Origin of the sequence: Dysgonomonas hofstadii (assembly GCF_014196915.1) — a bacterium.
Classification (GTDB): Bacteria; Bacteroidota; Bacteroidia; order Bacteroidales; family Dysgonomonadaceae; genus Dysgonomonas; species Dysgonomonas hofstadii.
The window spans coordinates 211,424-228,680 of record NZ_JACIEP010000003.1; the positions used below are offsets into that span (position 1 = coordinate 211,424).

Annotated in this window: 11 protein-coding genes and 1 tRNA gene; 4 read left to right on the forward strand and 8 right to left on the reverse strand. The window is 38.5% G+C overall.

All coding sequences use genetic code 11. The features are described from left to right. Together gcvT and pepT are read right to left on the reverse strand one after the other, a co-directional pair. The gene (gene gcvT, locus GGR21_RS05310) at positions 1-1,095 is read right to left on the reverse strand and encodes a glycine cleavage system aminomethyltransferase GcvT (protein WP_183306147.1); all 1,095 of its coding nucleotides are present in this window, start codon (positions 1,093-1,095) and stop codon (positions 1-3) included. A 244-nt stretch (positions 1,096-1,339) separates the two neighbouring features. Next, on the reverse strand, positions 1,340-2,554 hold the full coding sequence (gene pepT, locus GGR21_RS05315) for a peptidase T (protein ID WP_183306148.1): 1,215 nt from the start codon (positions 2,552-2,554) through the stop codon (positions 1,340-1,342). A 274-nt stretch (positions 2,555-2,828) separates the two neighbouring features. Here pepT and GGR21_RS05320 point away from each other — a divergent pair. Beyond that, a tRNA-Thr gene (locus GGR21_RS05320) sits at positions 2,829-2,902 on the forward strand. A gap of 38 nt (positions 2,903-2,940) precedes the next feature. Here the strand turns inward: GGR21_RS05320 and GGR21_RS05325 are convergent. Further along, positions 2,941-4,167, reverse strand: a complete 1,227-nt coding sequence (locus GGR21_RS05325) for an FAD-dependent oxidoreductase (RefSeq protein WP_183306149.1) — start codon at positions 4,165-4,167, stop codon at positions 2,941-2,943. 409 nt (positions 4,168-4,576) lie between these two features. Between GGR21_RS05325 and GGR21_RS05330 the strand changes: the two genes are divergently transcribed. Genes GGR21_RS05330 through hemN form a run of 3 tightly spaced genes read left to right on the forward strand, consistent with a single transcriptional unit; the run spans position 4,577 to position 9,265 of the window. Then, on the forward strand, positions 4,577-6,673 hold the full coding sequence (locus GGR21_RS05330) for a TonB-dependent receptor (protein ID WP_183306150.1): 2,097 nt from the start codon (positions 4,577-4,579) through the stop codon (positions 6,671-6,673). A gap of 2 nt (positions 6,674-6,675) precedes the next feature. Beyond that, positions 6,676-7,920, forward strand: coding sequence for an MFS transporter (locus GGR21_RS05335; RefSeq protein ID WP_183306151.1), 1,245 nt, complete (start codon positions 6,676-6,678; stop codon positions 7,918-7,920). Continuing rightward, positions 7,898-9,265 (forward strand): oxygen-independent coproporphyrinogen III oxidase, encoded by a 1,368-nt coding sequence (gene hemN / locus GGR21_RS05340; protein WP_183306152.1) that lies wholly within the window; start codon positions 7,898-7,900, stop codon positions 9,263-9,265. The genes GGR21_RS05335 and hemN overlap by 23 nt, the downstream gene beginning before the upstream one ends. On the opposite strand, the gene GGR21_RS05345 is transcribed toward hemN, so the two are convergent. From GGR21_RS05345 to GGR21_RS05365, 5 genes are all read right to left on the reverse strand, one after another. Continuing rightward, positions 9,262-9,630: a hypothetical protein gene (locus tag GGR21_RS05345; protein WP_183306153.1), complete on the reverse strand. Its 369-nt coding sequence runs from the start codon at positions 9,628-9,630 to the stop codon at positions 9,262-9,264. The genes hemN and GGR21_RS05345 overlap by 4 nt on opposite strands. Before the next feature lie 250 nt (positions 9,631-9,880). Continuing rightward, positions 9,881-10,285: a GNAT family N-acetyltransferase gene (locus tag GGR21_RS05350; RefSeq protein ID WP_183306154.1), complete on the reverse strand. Its 405-nt coding sequence runs from the start codon at positions 10,283-10,285 to the stop codon at positions 9,881-9,883. A gap of 7 nt (positions 10,286-10,292) precedes the next feature. Beyond that, positions 10,293-11,942, reverse strand: a complete 1,650-nt coding sequence (locus GGR21_RS05355) for a DUF4980 domain-containing protein (protein WP_183306155.1) — start codon at positions 11,940-11,942, stop codon at positions 10,293-10,295. 168 nt (positions 11,943-12,110) lie between these two features. Further along, positions 12,111-15,461 (reverse strand): carboxypeptidase-like regulatory domain-containing protein, encoded by a 3,351-nt coding sequence (locus GGR21_RS05360; protein WP_183306156.1) that lies wholly within the window; start codon positions 15,459-15,461, stop codon positions 12,111-12,113. An 833-nt stretch (positions 15,462-16,294) separates the two neighbouring features. After that, positions 16,295-17,257, reverse strand: coding sequence for an alpha/beta hydrolase (locus GGR21_RS05365; RefSeq protein ID WP_183306157.1), 963 nt, complete (start codon positions 17,255-17,257; stop codon positions 16,295-16,297).

The following is a 17,257-nucleotide window of genomic DNA, read 5'->3' on the forward strand; positions in this document are numbered from 1 at the left end:
TTATAGCTTTCTGAAAGGCGGTTTTACCACTTCAGCTTTCAGCATCTTATCTCTTACTTTTATGTAAATAGCTGTACCCATCGGAGCATACTCTGGTTTCAGATATGCAAGTCCTACTCCGATTTTTGTAGTCGGCGACATTGTTCCGGATGTAACAACTCCTATTTTCTCTTCTTTGTCATTCACTATTTCATAACCATGGCGTGGAATACCTTTTTCCAACATATGGAATCCGCAAAGCTTACGGGTTACCCCTTCTTTTTTCTGTTTTTCAAGAATTGGGCGTGCTGTAAAATTCCTTTCTTCAGTAAATTTGGTGATCCAGCCTAATCCGGCTTCTATCGGGGTTGTAGTATCGTCCAGATCGTTGCCATAAAGACAGAAACCCATTTCAAGGCGCAGTGTATCACGGGCACCAAGCCCTATCGGTTTGATCCCGAATTCTTTTCCTGCCTCAAATATAGCATTCCATATATCAACACCATATTGAGGATAGAAATATATCTCAAAACCTCCTGCTCCGGTATAACCGGTATTTGAAATAATCACATTATCAAGTCCCGATCCTTCTATACTACCGATAACAAAGGTGTAATATGGAACTTTTGTCAGATCTACTTTGGTAAGCTTTTGCAATGTTTCCAATGCTTTTGGCCCCTGGATAGCCAATTGTGCTATATTGTCGGAAGCATTTTCCAGCTCTGCATTTTCCTGATTATGGTCTACAAACCATTTCCAGTCTTTTTCCACATTAGATGCATTTACAACAAGCATGTATTTTTCGGGTTCGTAATGGTAAACGATTATATCATCTACTATTCCACCCTGATCGTTTATAATAGCTGAATATTGGGCTTTACCTGTCTCTAACGAGGCTACATCATTGCTCATCATGCGTTGAAGAAACGCTTGTGCACGGGGGCCTTTTACCCATATTTCGCCCATGTGCGATACATCGAATACTCCTACGGCATTGCAAACTGTAAGATGCTCGTCTATGATACCCGAATACTCGATAGGCATATTATAGCCGGCAAATTCATGCATCTTTGCTCCAAGAGCGATGTGAATGTCTGTAAATGGTGTTTTTTTCATGTTTATAAATTATATTTTAGGTATTATAATGCAATCAGGTTTCTCCAAAAGTTGACAAAGTTGACGCATATTTTAATTTTTAATTGCTACTGATCTATTAATTAAAAACAGACAACCATTACACACTTTCTTATTTTCTATATACTTCATCACTTTATTCATAAGTTTCTAAAATTCTATAGATAAAGTATTCTGAAAAAAATGCAGGCATGTGATCTGTTTTTTATAGACTCAACTAATTTAATTACTTATTCGCTGCCAGTTCCGCAATCTTTACAATCACCTGAACAGCCTTTTCCATCGATTGAATCGGTACGAATTCGTAACGTCCATGGAAATTATGTCCTCCCGCAAAGATATTAGGACAAGGCAGTCCCATAAATGACAAACGAGCTCCGTCTGTTCCTCCTCTGATCGGTTTTACTATAGGAGTCACACCGGCCATCGTCATAGCCTCGAAAGCCAGATCGACAACATGCATCACAGGTTCTACCTTTTCGCGCATATTATAATATTGGTCTTTTATTTCTACAACAGTTGAATTCGGATAGAGCTGGTTTATATAATCGATTGTTTCTTTCATTAACTTTTTCCGGTTTTCAAACAATTCACGATTATGGTCGCGAATAATATAGCCGACTGTAGCTGCATCTGTTGTGCCCGATACATTTGTCAGATGGAAGAAACCTTCATAATGTGCAGTATGTTCAGGCCTTTCGTTAGCGGGAAGCAGCGAAATCAGTTTATTCGCTACCACCAATGCATTCACCATCTTATCTTTAGCATATCCGGGATGTACACTCCTACCCTGTATATTGATTTTTACCCCGGCGGCATTGAAGTTTTCGTATTCCAGTTCACCAATCGGGCCACCGTCCATGGTGTAAGCCCATTCACATCCGAATTTTTCAACATCGAAATAATCGGCACCTGCCCCTATCTCTTCGTCAGGAGTGAATCCTATACGAATTTTTCCATGCTTGATTTCCGGATGATCTTTCAAGTATTGTATAGCAGTCAGTATTTCGGCGATACCGGCTTTATCATCAGCTCCCAGTAACGTATTTCCATCGGTTACAATAAGGTCTTGTCCTATATAATCCAGCATTTCGGGAAAATCACCTGGAGATAATGTAAATTCATTATTTAATGGAATATCCTTCCCATCATAGTTTTTTACTATACGTGGATTTACGTTATTTCCGGTCAGATCGGGGCTTGTATCCATATGTGCGACAAAACCGATAGCCGGAACTTTTTTATCGGTATTGGCAGGAAGTGTTGCCATTATATAGCCTTTATCGTCTAAAGAGATATCTTCCAATCCCATTTCCCGAAGCTCTTTCTCCAGTTCTTTAGCTAAAACCATTTGTCCGGGAGTACTAGGCGTTACACCTGTTTCGGTACTCGATTCGGTATCAAATTTCACATATTTCAGAAATCTGTCTACTACTGTCATATTATTTATTCTTTTTATATTATTTTTTATTGAAACACTTCTGTTTTATAACGCTTTGATAGTTAGTCTATTCTTTTCTACAAAAGACTTCCATACAAATGTAATAAAAGGAAAGCAAAGGAAAAAATCGAATACACATTTTGTGAATAAGAAAAATTTATCTACTTTTGTCGCGGGTAAGTCCTATACGGCCAGCTCCTGATTAATCCCCCAGGGCTTGATCGCAGCAAGGGCAGTCGGTCGTAGCGGCGCGATATAGTAAGCTTGCCCACTTGCCTCTTTAGCTCAGTTGGCCAGAGCACGTGATTTGTAATCTCGGGGTCGTTGGTTCGAATCCGACAAGAGGCTCAAAAGAAAACCACTTGAATTTTCAGGTGGTTTTCTTTTTATATATTGTTCTGATTATGAGCCTTATACTGTTCAAATTCATCTTTCGACCTGTTTATACAGTCTTCGATAGAAAGTCCATAGAAATAATTTCCCAATATATAGATCGAATTGTTTTGCCGGGCATCTGATATTTGCTTATCTATATGGAGATGTTGCATCCGGACTGATGGCAACAAGTGCTCTGTAATCGATTGTTCAACAATGTCTTGTCTATTGATTTCTAAAACCTTACAAATAAGCTCTGATTTTTCATCATCTGTTTTCTTTCCCTTCTCAAAATGAAAGGTAAAACTGCGGTATCTGTCATCATCTACTGTATCACGTGACACGGCAGACATAAATTCGTCAGATAATGAAATGATTCCGGCTACGGGTTTTATCTTCAGCTTTTCCTTCAGGATTATTACGTTCAATGATTCGGAACTAAATGATGGAATCGACCCCAAAAGATTACTTAAGTCTGATTCTATATTGATTAGCAATTTTGAGTCTGTTTGAGGATTACATGCCAATGCTATATTTTTAGTTTGGTATATTTCGCCGTTTTTCGTTTCTATAATATACAAAGAATCCTGTTTCTCAATGGAAATGGAGATAACTTCCGAATTTGTTTTTACATTTAGTTTGTTTTTTTCAATTACAGTTTTTATAAATGAAGATAAACCGTTTTTCAGTGAATATTTCCTGGGAAATTCTTTGTATCTGTCTTTTCTGTGTTTCAGGAATATTTCGGCAGGGTAATCGTCAGCAGGTTGGCAAATTACAGCACGGAATGCATTGGTAAACAATTTATTATAATTTTTACTACCGAAAATAGGACAAAAATACTCCTTTACGGTTTTGCTTGATTTATCTTTATTGGCAAAGAGTATTTTCGGTATACTTAAAATGCAGGATAGTATAGATATTCCTGAGGAAATACTTTTTATTTTGTTATCATAAAGCACATAACTTACCTTATTTAATAGCTGAACTTTATCTTCTGCTTTTATATCTTTTAATATTGACAAGAAACTGGTGTATGAGTTGTAGCAGGTATGTGAGCCTAGTTCCCGCCAGTATTGTTCATCCTGATTGGATGACAAGGAATGAATCTGCCCTCCTGCCCTGCCGTCTTTTTCCAATATCAATATATTCTGATCGATGGATGTAAGGTAATGGGCAAATGAAATTCCGCTGATTCCTGCTCCTATAATTATACAGTCATATATATATTTATCCATATTAAATTTTAAGCAATAAATAGTATTTAATGATTTGAAATTTAGTAACAAAATAATGCAAATACCATCTTTGTCATTTTGAACGGAGTAAATTGAAAATCGGCGGAGCCAAAAATCTCATGGAAACGAGATGCTTCCTGTCGTCAGCATGACAAATAGAAACTATAAAAAGGTCTGCGACCTCAAAGATACTCTATTATCATATATTTCCTGCACTTTTTTTAATGCATAAAATTTTTAGATATAAACTGTAATCTATGTTACAAAATATTTTTTTTCTTCTTCGTATTTTAGTTAAAAATTAATGAAAAGTCCTTTGTGTAAACGAAATATCACTACATCTAGTGATTGATTTCAAACATGGCTTTCTTTAATTTTGCATGGCAACTAAAAACTATAATAATCATATATGTATCGTAACAAAGTTCGTTTGCTAATCTTATTTCTATCTGTCATTATATTTAAGGTACATGCTGATGATGTTCCCCATGAAAGCGACTCTGTTATAATGAGATATACAGCTAATGAAGTCGTTGTCGAATCTTTTAAGCAAAACAATAAACTGTATATACAGCCAGTCTCTGCAACATTATTGTCTGCACGGGAAATAAAAGAAAGCAATATACTTAATATAAAAGATATCACAGGGCTTATCCCCAATCTGTATATGCCCGATTACGGATCGAAAATGACCTCTCCTGTTTTTATCAGAGGTATCGGTGCGGCAAAGGATGCCCCTTCAGTCGGATTATATGTTGATGGTGTGCCATATTTTGACAGGTCAACTTTCGATTTCAATATAAATGATGTAGATCGTATTGAAGTCCTGAGAGGGCCACAAGGCACAATCTATGGACGAAATACAATGGGTGGGATAATTAATGTATATACCAAGTCACCGTTCAAGTATAAAGGAACGAATCTTAGTCTTTCGGCAGGAAATCACAATAATTATCAAGGAGGCTTGTCGCATTATGGTAATATAGATAACAAACTGGGATATTCTTTTTCGGCTAATTATATACACTCGGGCGGCTTTTTTAAAAACGTGTCTACTAATAAAAAAGCTGACCCTATTGATGCCGTATCGCTTAGAGGAAAGCTTAGCTGGCGCATACAACCACGGCTGACCGCACATTTGATTCTTGCATATGAATATTCTGACCAGGATGGTTATCCTTACAGGCTTTATGATAAGGAGAGCAGAAAGATGGAAAATATAGATTATAATTCGCCAAGCTTTTACCGCCGCAACATGTCTACCAATGGACTAAACATTGAATATGTGACAGACAATTTTAAACTGGGCTCGCAAACTTCTTTTCAGTTTTTTGACGGGAAACAGGGATTAGATCAGGATTTTTCTCCTCTGGATAATTATTATGTGGATTTTTATCACCGCCAGCAAATGTATTCACAGGAGTTCAATATCAAGTCTATAAAAGACAGTCGATATGAATGGCAATTCGGACTCTTCGGATTTTACCAGAATTATTTCCAGACAAATTATACAGATATTCGCACAACAGGTGGATATGCAATACAAAATGTGAAAAATCCTACAGGTGGTTTTGCTGCCTACCATCAGTCCACGTTAAACGATTTATTTGTAAAAGGGCTATCTGCGACTATTGGTATTCGTTTCGACTGGGAAAAAACCAAACTAACATACGAGAGCCTTAGCTCTAGTTCAACGTCTGATGAAGATCCTTATATAGATGATATATCGTTCTCACAAATAAGCCCTAAAGTATCTCTGCAATATTTTTTCGGAAAAGAAGGTATTGCTTACCTTTCTGTAAGCAGAGGATACAAAACCGGAGGATTTAACAGTACAGCATATCCAAAAGAGCCAAAAGAAGACTGGACTTTCGAGCCCGAGCATAGCTGGTCATACGAGACAGGTGCTAAATCTGTTTTTTTCAACAACCTGCTATCCCTCGATCTCTCTTTATTCTATATTGACTGGCGCGATCAGCAGATATTCCAACCAAAAGAGGCTTCTACAGGCTATAAGATACGAAATGCAGGTAAGTCATCTAGTAAAGGGCTGGAACTGGCAATGCAGGTGAATCCGATGAAGAACCTTAACTTTCAATTGTCTTACGGATATACCAATGCTAAATATAAAGACTACAAAAGCGGTGATTTGGTTTACGACAGAAATTACCTGATAATGGTTCCCCGTCATACACTCAATTTATCAGGAAACTACACGCTAACACTTAAAAACTTCTGGTTCGAAGATATTATATTCAATGCCGGATATACAGGCGTCGGCAAAATTTATTGGAATGACGAAAATGATGTTGTACAGCCATTTTACAGTCTTGTAAACGGAAAGGTGTCATTTGCCAGGAAGAATTTTTCGATTGACTTATGGACGAAAAACATTGGCAACACCAGTTATATTTCTTACTATTTTTCGATGACAAACGGGACAAAACATTTAGTACAAAAAGGGCGTCCTTTTACCTGTGGTGTCAATATGAACCTTAAATTCTGACTATGGCTGACTTTCAAAAAGGTGGGAGATTATTTACATTCTTTTGCTTGTATATAGCACAGAAGATACCAATGAGCTTTTTTTCAACGGTAATTCCCGTGATCATGCGTCAACAGAATTTCTCACTCGAGACAATAGGTCTGCTACAGTTGCTGAAACTACCATGGATACTTAAATTCCTGTGGTCACCTGTTGTCGATCGCAATACGCATAAGTTAAGTGATTTTAAAACCTGGATATTTTCTTCCGAACTGATCTACGCCTGCATAATATTTTCCATCGCGTTTCTCGATCTAAGTGTCACTCCGCATCTTATTATCGGATTGGTCGTTGTGGCATTTATTGCATCTGCCACACAGGATATTGCGACTGATGCACTGGCCGTTATATCTTTTAGTAAAAAGGATAAAAGCCTGGTGAACAGTATGCAGTCGATGGGAGGTTTTGCCGGGACTATGATTGGTAGCGGACTGTTACTCTTGCTTTACAATAAAATGGGTTGGGGAAGCCTTCTACCCTATCTTGCCCTGTTTGTAATAATTGCCGTGATACCTCTTATATTCTTTAAAACAGATAATAAAGATGGTATCGTCAAACCAAAATTGCAGGCAAAACCAACATTGAACGACTTCTCTGGATTCTTTAAGCAAAAGGGTATCTGGAAACAGGTTATATTCCTGTTCTTTTATTATGCCGGATTGATAGGTGTACTGGCCATGCTTAAGCCCATGCTTGTAGATTATGGCTATAGTATGAGGGATATAGGCATTATGTCGGGGATTGTGGGTACATCGATAGGCTGTCTGGCATCGTTCGGCGGTGGATTTGTAGTAAGGAAACTGGGCAGGCATACTTCGAGAATCTTATTTGCAGTCTGTACTCTGATCACTACTATTTACTTTTGTCTGTTGATCAATATTATACCTGTAAATATAGCTACCCTGCATCTTGGTATATCCTTGTTGTGGGCCAGCTATGGAATGTCTGTGATTGTAGTATATACTACGGCTATGGACTGTGTGCGTCCCGGATATGAAGGTACAGATTTCACGATACAGACAGTTATAACCCATCTTAGTGGTATTATAATCGGTGTGAGTTCAGGTAAAATTGCGGCTATGGTTACTTACAAGGGCCTGTTTATGGTAGAGGCCTGTATTGCCGCTGTATCGTTACTTTTTATATTATTTGCATTTAAGTTGAAAGCTCCAAAAGAAGAATACGATGAAACAAGAATTACTGAATAAGTACAGCATACCTGTGCCCCGGTATACGAGTTATCCTCCTGCCAATTTTTTTAATGATTCGTTTACATCCGATTCATACTGGGATGCTGTTGCTGAATCAAATAATCAGCATCCGGAACATATTTCATTTTATATACATATTCCCTTTTGTTATCAGTTATGCTATTATTGCGGATGTAATTCACAGTCTTTCAGGAGCGATGCCGTTACCAATAAGTATATAGAAGCATTGAAGAAAGAGATAAAGATGGTGCTTCCCCTACTCGACCACAACCGGAAAATTTCACAGATACATTATGGAGGTGGTACTCCCACCTCGCAGCCAGTATCTGTACTGAAAGAGATCAACCAGATACTTTTATCTGAATTCGACTGTATAGATAATCCCGAAATAGCGATAGAATGCCATCCCGGCTATATGGACGAACAATACTGGAAGGAACTCACAGATGCCGGATTCAACCGGATTAGTATGGGAATACAGGACTTTAATCGGGATGTATTGAAAGTCGTTAATCGTAAGACTCCGCGATTACCTATCGAAGAAGCGGTTAAGATCGTACGGGATAAAGGCCTGTCTTTGAATATGGATTTTATATATGGCCTTCCTTTGCAAACTTCCGAATCATTTGCCGCAACTATAGAAAAAGCAATAGATTTAAAACCTGACCGCATTGTAACTTTCTCTTATGCGCATGTACCCTGGGTAAATGAATTGCAGAAAAAACTTGAATCGGCAGGGCTTCCCGACGTGGAGACCAAGAACAATCAATATACGACTGCAAGGCAACTGCTTACCAGTGCAGGATATAAAACTATTGGTCTCGATCATTTCGTTCTACCCGGTGATGAATTATATAAAGTACTGATTACAAAAAAACTACATCGTAATTTTCAGGGATATTGCACCCGCCGCACTACCGGACAGGTTTATGCATTCGGAGTTACCGGCATCAGTCAACTTTCAACAGCATATAGCCAGAATACCAAGGATCTGGATACATATATATTTATGCTGGAAAAAGGGGAACTGCCTGTAGGTAAAGGATATATATTGAATGAAAATGAGCAGATTACCCGCACGGTGATTTCAGAATTGATGTGTAATTATACGATACACTGGAAGGAAATTGCCGACGAGCTCCATTTGACCGTCGGGAGAATTAAATCTGCTGTTAATTATAATACTAATACATTAACAGAGTTTGAAAAGGATGACATTATAGAATTCAATGAAGATACACTTTCCATCCTGCCCGATGCGACTCCTTTTGTACGCAATGTTGCCGCCTCATTCGACAGGCTTTTGGGTACAAGAGAAAACCGGTATTCCAAATCGATTTAAGAATAAGTAATAATTTCTGTAATAAAGAATACTAATATAGTAAGCAACAATGATGAAACGAACGATACCATCAATATTTTAATATTCTTTGCAAAAGTGCATATTACTGTTACGATCAGAAGAATGAAATACAAGACGGCAAATATAAGATTAAAAATAGCTGATGAACTGGATGACATACGTCCTTCTATTACTCTATCATTTAATCCGTATACATAACTATCTACGGCTTTGAATCCTGAATCGGCAAATCCCATAGCATGTTCATAGGCCAGGTAACCACATAATACCATTGTTAATATAGCAATTACCCAAAAACCGGTATTAGTTTTTTGTGTATAATATTTATTTTTTTCGTAATCCATAAACCAATTTACACTTTATCTTTTCCGAACTGTATTTAAACCCTGTTTTTTCAGGGCAGCAACGTCCATACCCAGGATTTCATATTTATTTATTTCCTTTGCCAAATTTACATCATAATCCGTTTTTCCACTATCAAAAAAGGCTAAAAGTGTAATAACTTTAAGCCTTCTTTATGCATTTCCAGCAAACTTCGTATAATATGTGCCCTAAAAGCCTAATAGCGGATCGTATTTTTTCTACCTTTATTCATCATGTCCAGAGTGATGTGATAAACATTGGCACTTTATCTTCTCCTGCTTCAAAGCCGCAATGCTCATAAAAGGCTGTTTCTTTTTCATATGCGATGAGCACAATACGCAGATATTCTTCATATCGGGCTTTGATCATGTTTACCAGTTCTTTACCAATACCCATTTTATGGTATTCCGGATTTATAAGTAAATAGTGGATATATGCCGTCATTATACCATCATCCAAAGCATTGATCAAACCAACAAGTTTATCACCGTCCCAAGCTGTGAAAACAGTTGACGAATTTTTCATTGCTACCACAAGCTTATTAGGATAATGTCCCGATGACCAGTCGACGGACAGAAATAAGTCCCGTAATTCTTCCGGACTAAATTCCTTAATATCTTTATATGTTATATTCATAATTGTTTTATTGCCAGATAGATTTAACTGAAAATACTTCAAGGTTTTTAACCTCTATTCTATTACCCCTGAAACGGAAACCTTCTTTGTTGTCATTATGGGCTTTTCGTTCCATTGAATAAGAGTAGACACCGCCGTCAATAAATACTTCAATAGAAGTCCGGTCAATAAAGATGTCTGCTGTTAGTTCCATGCTTGTCATATCCTGAGGTGAATAGAAGACACCATTAATTGTGTTTGCATTCATGTCGTAGTCGATAATACGCTGTCCGAAAAGCCTGAGACCGGCACTTGTGGCATGTGATAGTTTGATCGTCGTTCTTATCCTTAAAACGTCAGCATCGTTATATTCTTTGAGCTTGTCATTCGCTTCGTCGGACGAAAGCGAAGTCCATTTACCGGCAGGAGTGAACAATCTTTCGGTTTCTTGCACCGGATTATTAAATAACCTTACCTCCTCTTTAGTTGTGCGTAATGATAATTCGGTAGGCAACATCATCATTCCGTTGAAAGGCATTCCCGGGTGAGAGATACGCCCCCATCCTATCTGTATACGTCTGCCATCGCTGTCAGGTATATTTGTGTAAGTCTGTGCGGCATATATGCTTCCACGCGTATAAAAATATTTTCCCGCTTCGGGTGTAAAGACCTTTCCATCGAAAGAACCGATCATATATGTGCCGGTAGCACCATACATTACCCATTTTTTATTGTTTTTATTTCCATCGACAGGCAGTTCGAATAATTCGGGACATTCCCAGAATCCGGTTATATGACTCTCGTATTTCCAGTCTTTCAGATTGTCAGAGGTGTATATAGAATGTCCGTCGCGTTCGTTTAGCACCATTACCCAATTATTCCCTGGTTTGTACCAGAATACTTTTGGGTCACGTGTATCCCTGCTGTTCCATATTTCTTTGGAATCTATCACCGGATTTTTATCATATTTGATGAATGTACGCCCTTTGTCGAGGCTGTAGGCAACACATTGTGTCTGTCTGTCACCATTTTCGGCTGTGTAAATAACCACCATCGCCGGAGTATTTCCTTTATTGAATCCGGCCGTATTATCGTAATCGATGACTGCTGAACCCGAAAACATGGTGCCATGCTCATCAGGATAGAGGGCTACAGGTAATTCTTCCCAATGTATGAGGTCTTTGCTTACGGCATGCCCCCAATGCATATTTTCCCAATCGCGTTCATATGGATTGTATTGATAATACAAATGGTATTCCCCATCAAGGTAAACCAATCCGTTCGGATCGTTGATCCAGCCTCGCTTTGTTGTAAAGTGATATTGTGGGCGGTTTTCTTCCTTGTATATATTTTCCTGTCCTTCTATTTTATCGTCCTGGTAAATTTTGCTTAATCCCGTATTATTACCTTCATAACTGATCTTTATTGTCTTGCCGATGTATGCCGACACATCGCAAAACACCCAATACTCTGCTTCGTCCGGAGCCAGGCGGATAACAAAAGACCGTTCCTTTTTACCATCAACACTGATAGACATGCGTGCTCTGTCCACTTTATGGGAAACGGGAATATTCAAATATTTTTTAGAAATCTTTATTTCTATTTCGCCGGCATACGTATGCAGACAATTAGACAGGATAAAAAAGAAGAATAAGAGTTTCTTGATGTTCAGATTCATAGGTTATATTTTTTTATAATGTGTTTATGCTACAAATAAAAACAATACAGATTATTTCTAAGATTAACTTAGGGTTATAAACAGGTTATTATTCTGCATTTGCCATTAACTATGTCTGATTTTGCCTGAAAATTCGCATTATTTACTTATTCTTTAAAAGGGTTTCATCTATTTAATTTTAAATTTCATGACGGTATTCCGTTTATCTTCGTCTTCATCATAATCGTTCCAATTACCGCTTCTGAGAGGGATTACTTTCTTGGTAACTTTCTCATTTTTGCGCCCCCAGTTTCTGTAGATCTCAATATATGCTTTCGCTTTAGTCGCTGTTTGCGTTCCGCTGTCGGCGTAATAGTCAAGTAATATGGAATATTCTCCCTGCGGTGCTTTTTCAAGGACATACATTTCAGGACCATAACCACTCGTTACGTCTTTGGTCAGCTGTCCTCCTATTTTAGTATTACTGTTTCCATAATAACACTTTTCTCCGGTAGGTTCTAATATGTGGAGATCTATATCTGTATTATCTATATTCCAGCTCACTATAACAACGATATCGGCTTCATCGATTTCTTCCAGGTTGTCGTTGGCCAGTATGTCCTTTACTACTTCATCTTTCATATAGGTCATAAACTCTTTTGTATGAGCGGTTATAGTGTATATAGCAGAATCGGATAATTGATTGAGATATTTATTAGCCTTTAGCGCGACGATCGTTTCTATATCTCCATAATCACTGTCCCAGTCGCTTTGCAGGCAGATATAGTAATACACAAGAGCCATATCTATATATCCGGCATTGGCTAAGGCCTCGGCGGCTGTCATATAAGCCAGCGCTTCGCCTTCGCGCCAGTCTATTATACGTCTCATCATGTAGTAAGCATGATCACCCATATCCCAGTCTATAGCAGTCATTGCCACATCGCGTATTGCTTTTACATCGGCAGCATTCCGTTCTACCACCGAGCTTAAGAGTTTCAATGCATTGGGCTTTCCATAAGAAGAACTTCTCTTTTTTGCCAGTTTAAACAGGTTATCGAAACGTAGGTCATCATCAGCCAGCATTTCTATTTCTTCATCGGTTTGCTGTTCTGCTAGTTGTACACCAAAACGTCTCTCCTTCAGTTTTATCGAAAATATTTCTTCGGGCAGTCCCTCTATATATTTATCGAATTCGTCAGTCATATCCAGTCGTGCATCACTATCATCAGACAAATGTTTCAGCCATCTCTGAAAATCAGATTTGCCATAACCTAATGCTAACGCTGAGCCCGATTCTTCTATGGCCTTCACAATCGAATTAACAGTATTGTCTTCCACAAAGCTTTCGGCATCACTATCGTCAATTCCCCATCTGTCGTAATCCCGTTCGCTTTCCAACATGAGGAAAGATGTGTATTGTCCCGGTACTTTGTAATACGTGGAATAGTTAATTGCCGCATCTTCTGAGTGGAACCCGTAACTCTCTAGATAAGAGGATGCTATTTGTCCGTAAATTCGTGAAACTAATGCGGATTTGATTATTTCTTTTGCGGTATAAGTGATAGTTCGTCTTTCTGAACCATTGTTTACATCTATATGGATATTGCCCGAAGGTATGTCACGGCCTGAAAATATTAGTTTCTGACCGTTGTACAATTGAGTAGGTTGTCCCGAGATCAGAAAATCTTCAACGCCGTCTACTGTAATATTTTCAATATTCCAGGGTTTGTATCTGAAAGATCTGGCTGTTAATGTGGCTTCTTCTTCCCCTGTAACAGTAAAAGCAAATCCTCCCGATATTTTGCTGAGATAGTTCAACATACTTGAATTTGTTCCCGAAAGTCCTGTTTTATATGTATGTATCTGATCTCCGGGATGAAGCAGGTTCTTAAATGTATGCATATTGGTTTCGCCCCAGTTATAGTCAGCATCACTCATCAGAAAGATATGTTTGGGTGTATTCTTGCCTTCCTTAATCCACGATGGATTGGATGCCTCTTTCAGTGCCGATGACAGATCGGTGGCTCCTTCGAGAGCAAGCGTATTGGCATATTCCAGAAAACGGGACATATTATGGTAATTGTTTTTCTGGAAATGACGGCCATACCATTGCTGGTCTATATTGAATGTCAATACAGCAAAGCGCTTGATTATATCTTTGTTTTTATCCAGTATTTCTTCAATCAGTTTTAACCACACATTAAATTTGTCCGGATTTGAACTGATCGATACATCCAGCAAGAAAACGGCGTCGGCAGGCAGGTTTTCCTGCAATGTTTCCGGCAATTCTACCCTGTAATTTGCAGCAAAGTACGGAATATCTATCTCCTCATCGTATCCGGTTTCCTGTACCAACATAACAGGTTCTACTTCGTCATATCTTACTATATATTCATTTTCCTTAGGATTGGTGAATGAATAGAAGTCTTTGCCGTTTTCCGATTTTACCGGCGTTACCTGTGGTGTAATACTTGCCTGTAGTAGTGGTGAATTGTGAATTACAATGTCCATTTTCAGTTCTGTTCCGGTTTTGGGCAATGACATTATATATTCCCTGAAGTCAAGGGCTTCGGTCATATTCAGGTCGTATCCGATCACAATACGGTGAAGTGTGTTATTTGACAAAGGATATACACGGCAACTAAACATATCGGCTCCACCCCACTCCATCAGTGCCGGGTCTATATTTGCCGAAACTGTTTGTTCGTATGCTTTTGCAGCTTTTTGCTTCGATACGATACGGGCTTCTTTCACCCTGTTCCACTGGCGCCCCTCCTGATCCTTTATTCCCTGATAGGTAAGATTGAAATTATCAGACTCATATTTTTGGTATGGAATCTTTTTTGAAGTATTTTTATCATCATCATTTTCATTTATATATTCGGTTTCGCCGAAGGCAAAGAAATACGGGGTGGCATCAGTTGGAAGTTTTAGTTTAAAGGCACCTTCCAGCCCATTGCCTTTATCATTATAGAAAAAACAATCCATCAATACCCTCACTCTGAAACCATCTATTTGTACTGCCATTTGAGCCGCTTCCAGTGGAAGGAAATCGTTTTCACCTACTTGTAAACGAATGGAATTATCTTTCATTCCTGACCGTTTCCATGTTGTTGATTTCTTTTTGCCCTCTTTTTCTTTCGCCGAAGAGGCGGAAATTCCCATGAGAGAGCCTGTCAATGATTGTTTTCTTTGTATGCCGTAGGCCACCACAACCACTTCTTCGAGAAGCTGGACGTCTTCTTCCATTTTTACCTGATAACGCGACTGAGAGGTTATATCTATTTCCTGTTGCTTATAACCGATATATGCTACTACCAGTGTTTTGTGTTCGGAACTGATATTTAAGGAAAAATTTCCATCAAGGTCTGTAATAGTACCTGTAGTTGTTCCTTTGACCAGAATGCTGACACCTATAAGTGGTTCTTCTGTATTTTTATCTATGACCGTTCCGGTAATTGTTCTGTGATTTCCCTGTGCATTGGATGTCAGAAAGGTAATAATGAGTAAAAAGATAATGGTCAATGCCTTTTTCATAGTAATGCAAATTTTGTATAGATAAATGCAAATTTAAAAGAATTATCGGGTTATGGGAGAAATAAGATAAAAATAATGGATAAATAGTTGATAATACCAATCTGTAGTCGAATTATGATTGTAATAAATAATCGTTCAATTTTACTAACGCGCCAGCCGGCTTGTTCTCTCAACTTTTGTCTTGATACAAAAGTTACAAAAGATCAAGGCTGCATTCCTCACAGACCCACCATCTGCTCAGCGGCTAAACTAAATAAACTCGTCTGCGGCTCAGACAGTATTTAGTTTCACGCCGCTTTCGCAGGGTGAGTGCCCCTGCTGCGGACATGATGCCGGAGTCGCAATGCGCTGACAAGGGCTTTTTCTAGTCTGCCTTATCGTGCGTCAGCCAGCGCCATTAGCTGAGCGTACGGGGCACCCGTCGGAAGAAGATGGCGTAAAACGGGGTGCTGTTTGAGCCACAGGCGAGTTCAGCCTGTTTAGCCATCGGAGCCCGTAACGGGTCGTACGGCTAAGCTGGGCGCAAAAGCGTTTTTGGTTCCTTTTGCGGCTTTGGGCAAAAGGAACACAAGCAATCTTCGATTGCGCGTAGTAAAAAAATAGAACGATTAAATCTAACTACTGATTCGCATTAATAAATTAATTTCTCAATTATTTATCTATAGACATGAATGGATAGTCTTTAGTGAGGTGTTAGGAAGTGATCTTTGAAATGTGGAAAAACTTGTAATATTTGTCAGGTTTTAGTTAAAATAAAAAAGTTACACTTGCAGAAAAATTACTGCAAAAGTGTAACTTTTGTCACCTTTTAATAATTTATTGCTGAATATCAATTATTTATCTAAAGTAAAATCGGATATATATTTTACTAATTGGTTGTTGATTAGGACAGTACTATCGGTATACGTATACAATTGTGATTGCAGGTCTTTTTGTTCGCAATCTTTCAGAACGTGGTTCATCTTCTCGATAATAACCTCTTTCGCTTTTGGATTAGCTTTTGTCAGCAATTCGGCATGTTCTACAGGAACCTGCACATCCATAGCCCCTTGGATGATCAATATGGGGATTGTAAGCTTGCTGATTTCTGTTTGCGGGTTATATTTAAACCATGAGATCATATATGGCTGTACACTGGGACGAAATAATGAATTAAGAGCTGCTGGAACATTATCTATCGTCTCGCCTTTTTCAATCCTGTCGATATATGAAAACATCGTCTCTTTTATCGCGGGCTGGTCTTTTAAGCGGTCTTCCAGTTGTTCTTTGAGTATATCGGCGGCTTTGATACCGGATCCGGCAATAGAAACATACTTATTAACTTTAGGATTGTCCTGTGCGGCTACCATTCCTATTAATGAGCCTTCGCTGTGCCCTGCAATGATGATTTCAGAAAAACGCCCGTCTTTTGATAAAATATCAATCCAGCCACGCACATCGTCTATATAATCTTCGAAACGCAGATCAGATTCTTTTTTCATTGCGTCCTGACTTTCACCTATTCCTCGTTTATCGAAGCTAAGCGATGCTATATTATAGTAAAACAGTCCATCGGATAACATCTTCAACGAATTATTTTTCATCTGCGGATTATTTCCATCCCTGTCTGTGGGGCCAGACCCTGCAATGATTAATACGATTGGGATTGGCTTACTATTTGAGAAAGGAATTTTTAAAGTACCGTGAATATCTCCTGACGATGTTTTTAGAACAACGGGTTCTTCTGAAATAATAAATTGAGCGAAAATCGATGCCGATAGAAACAGACAAATGATTATGGATGCTATCTTTTTCAT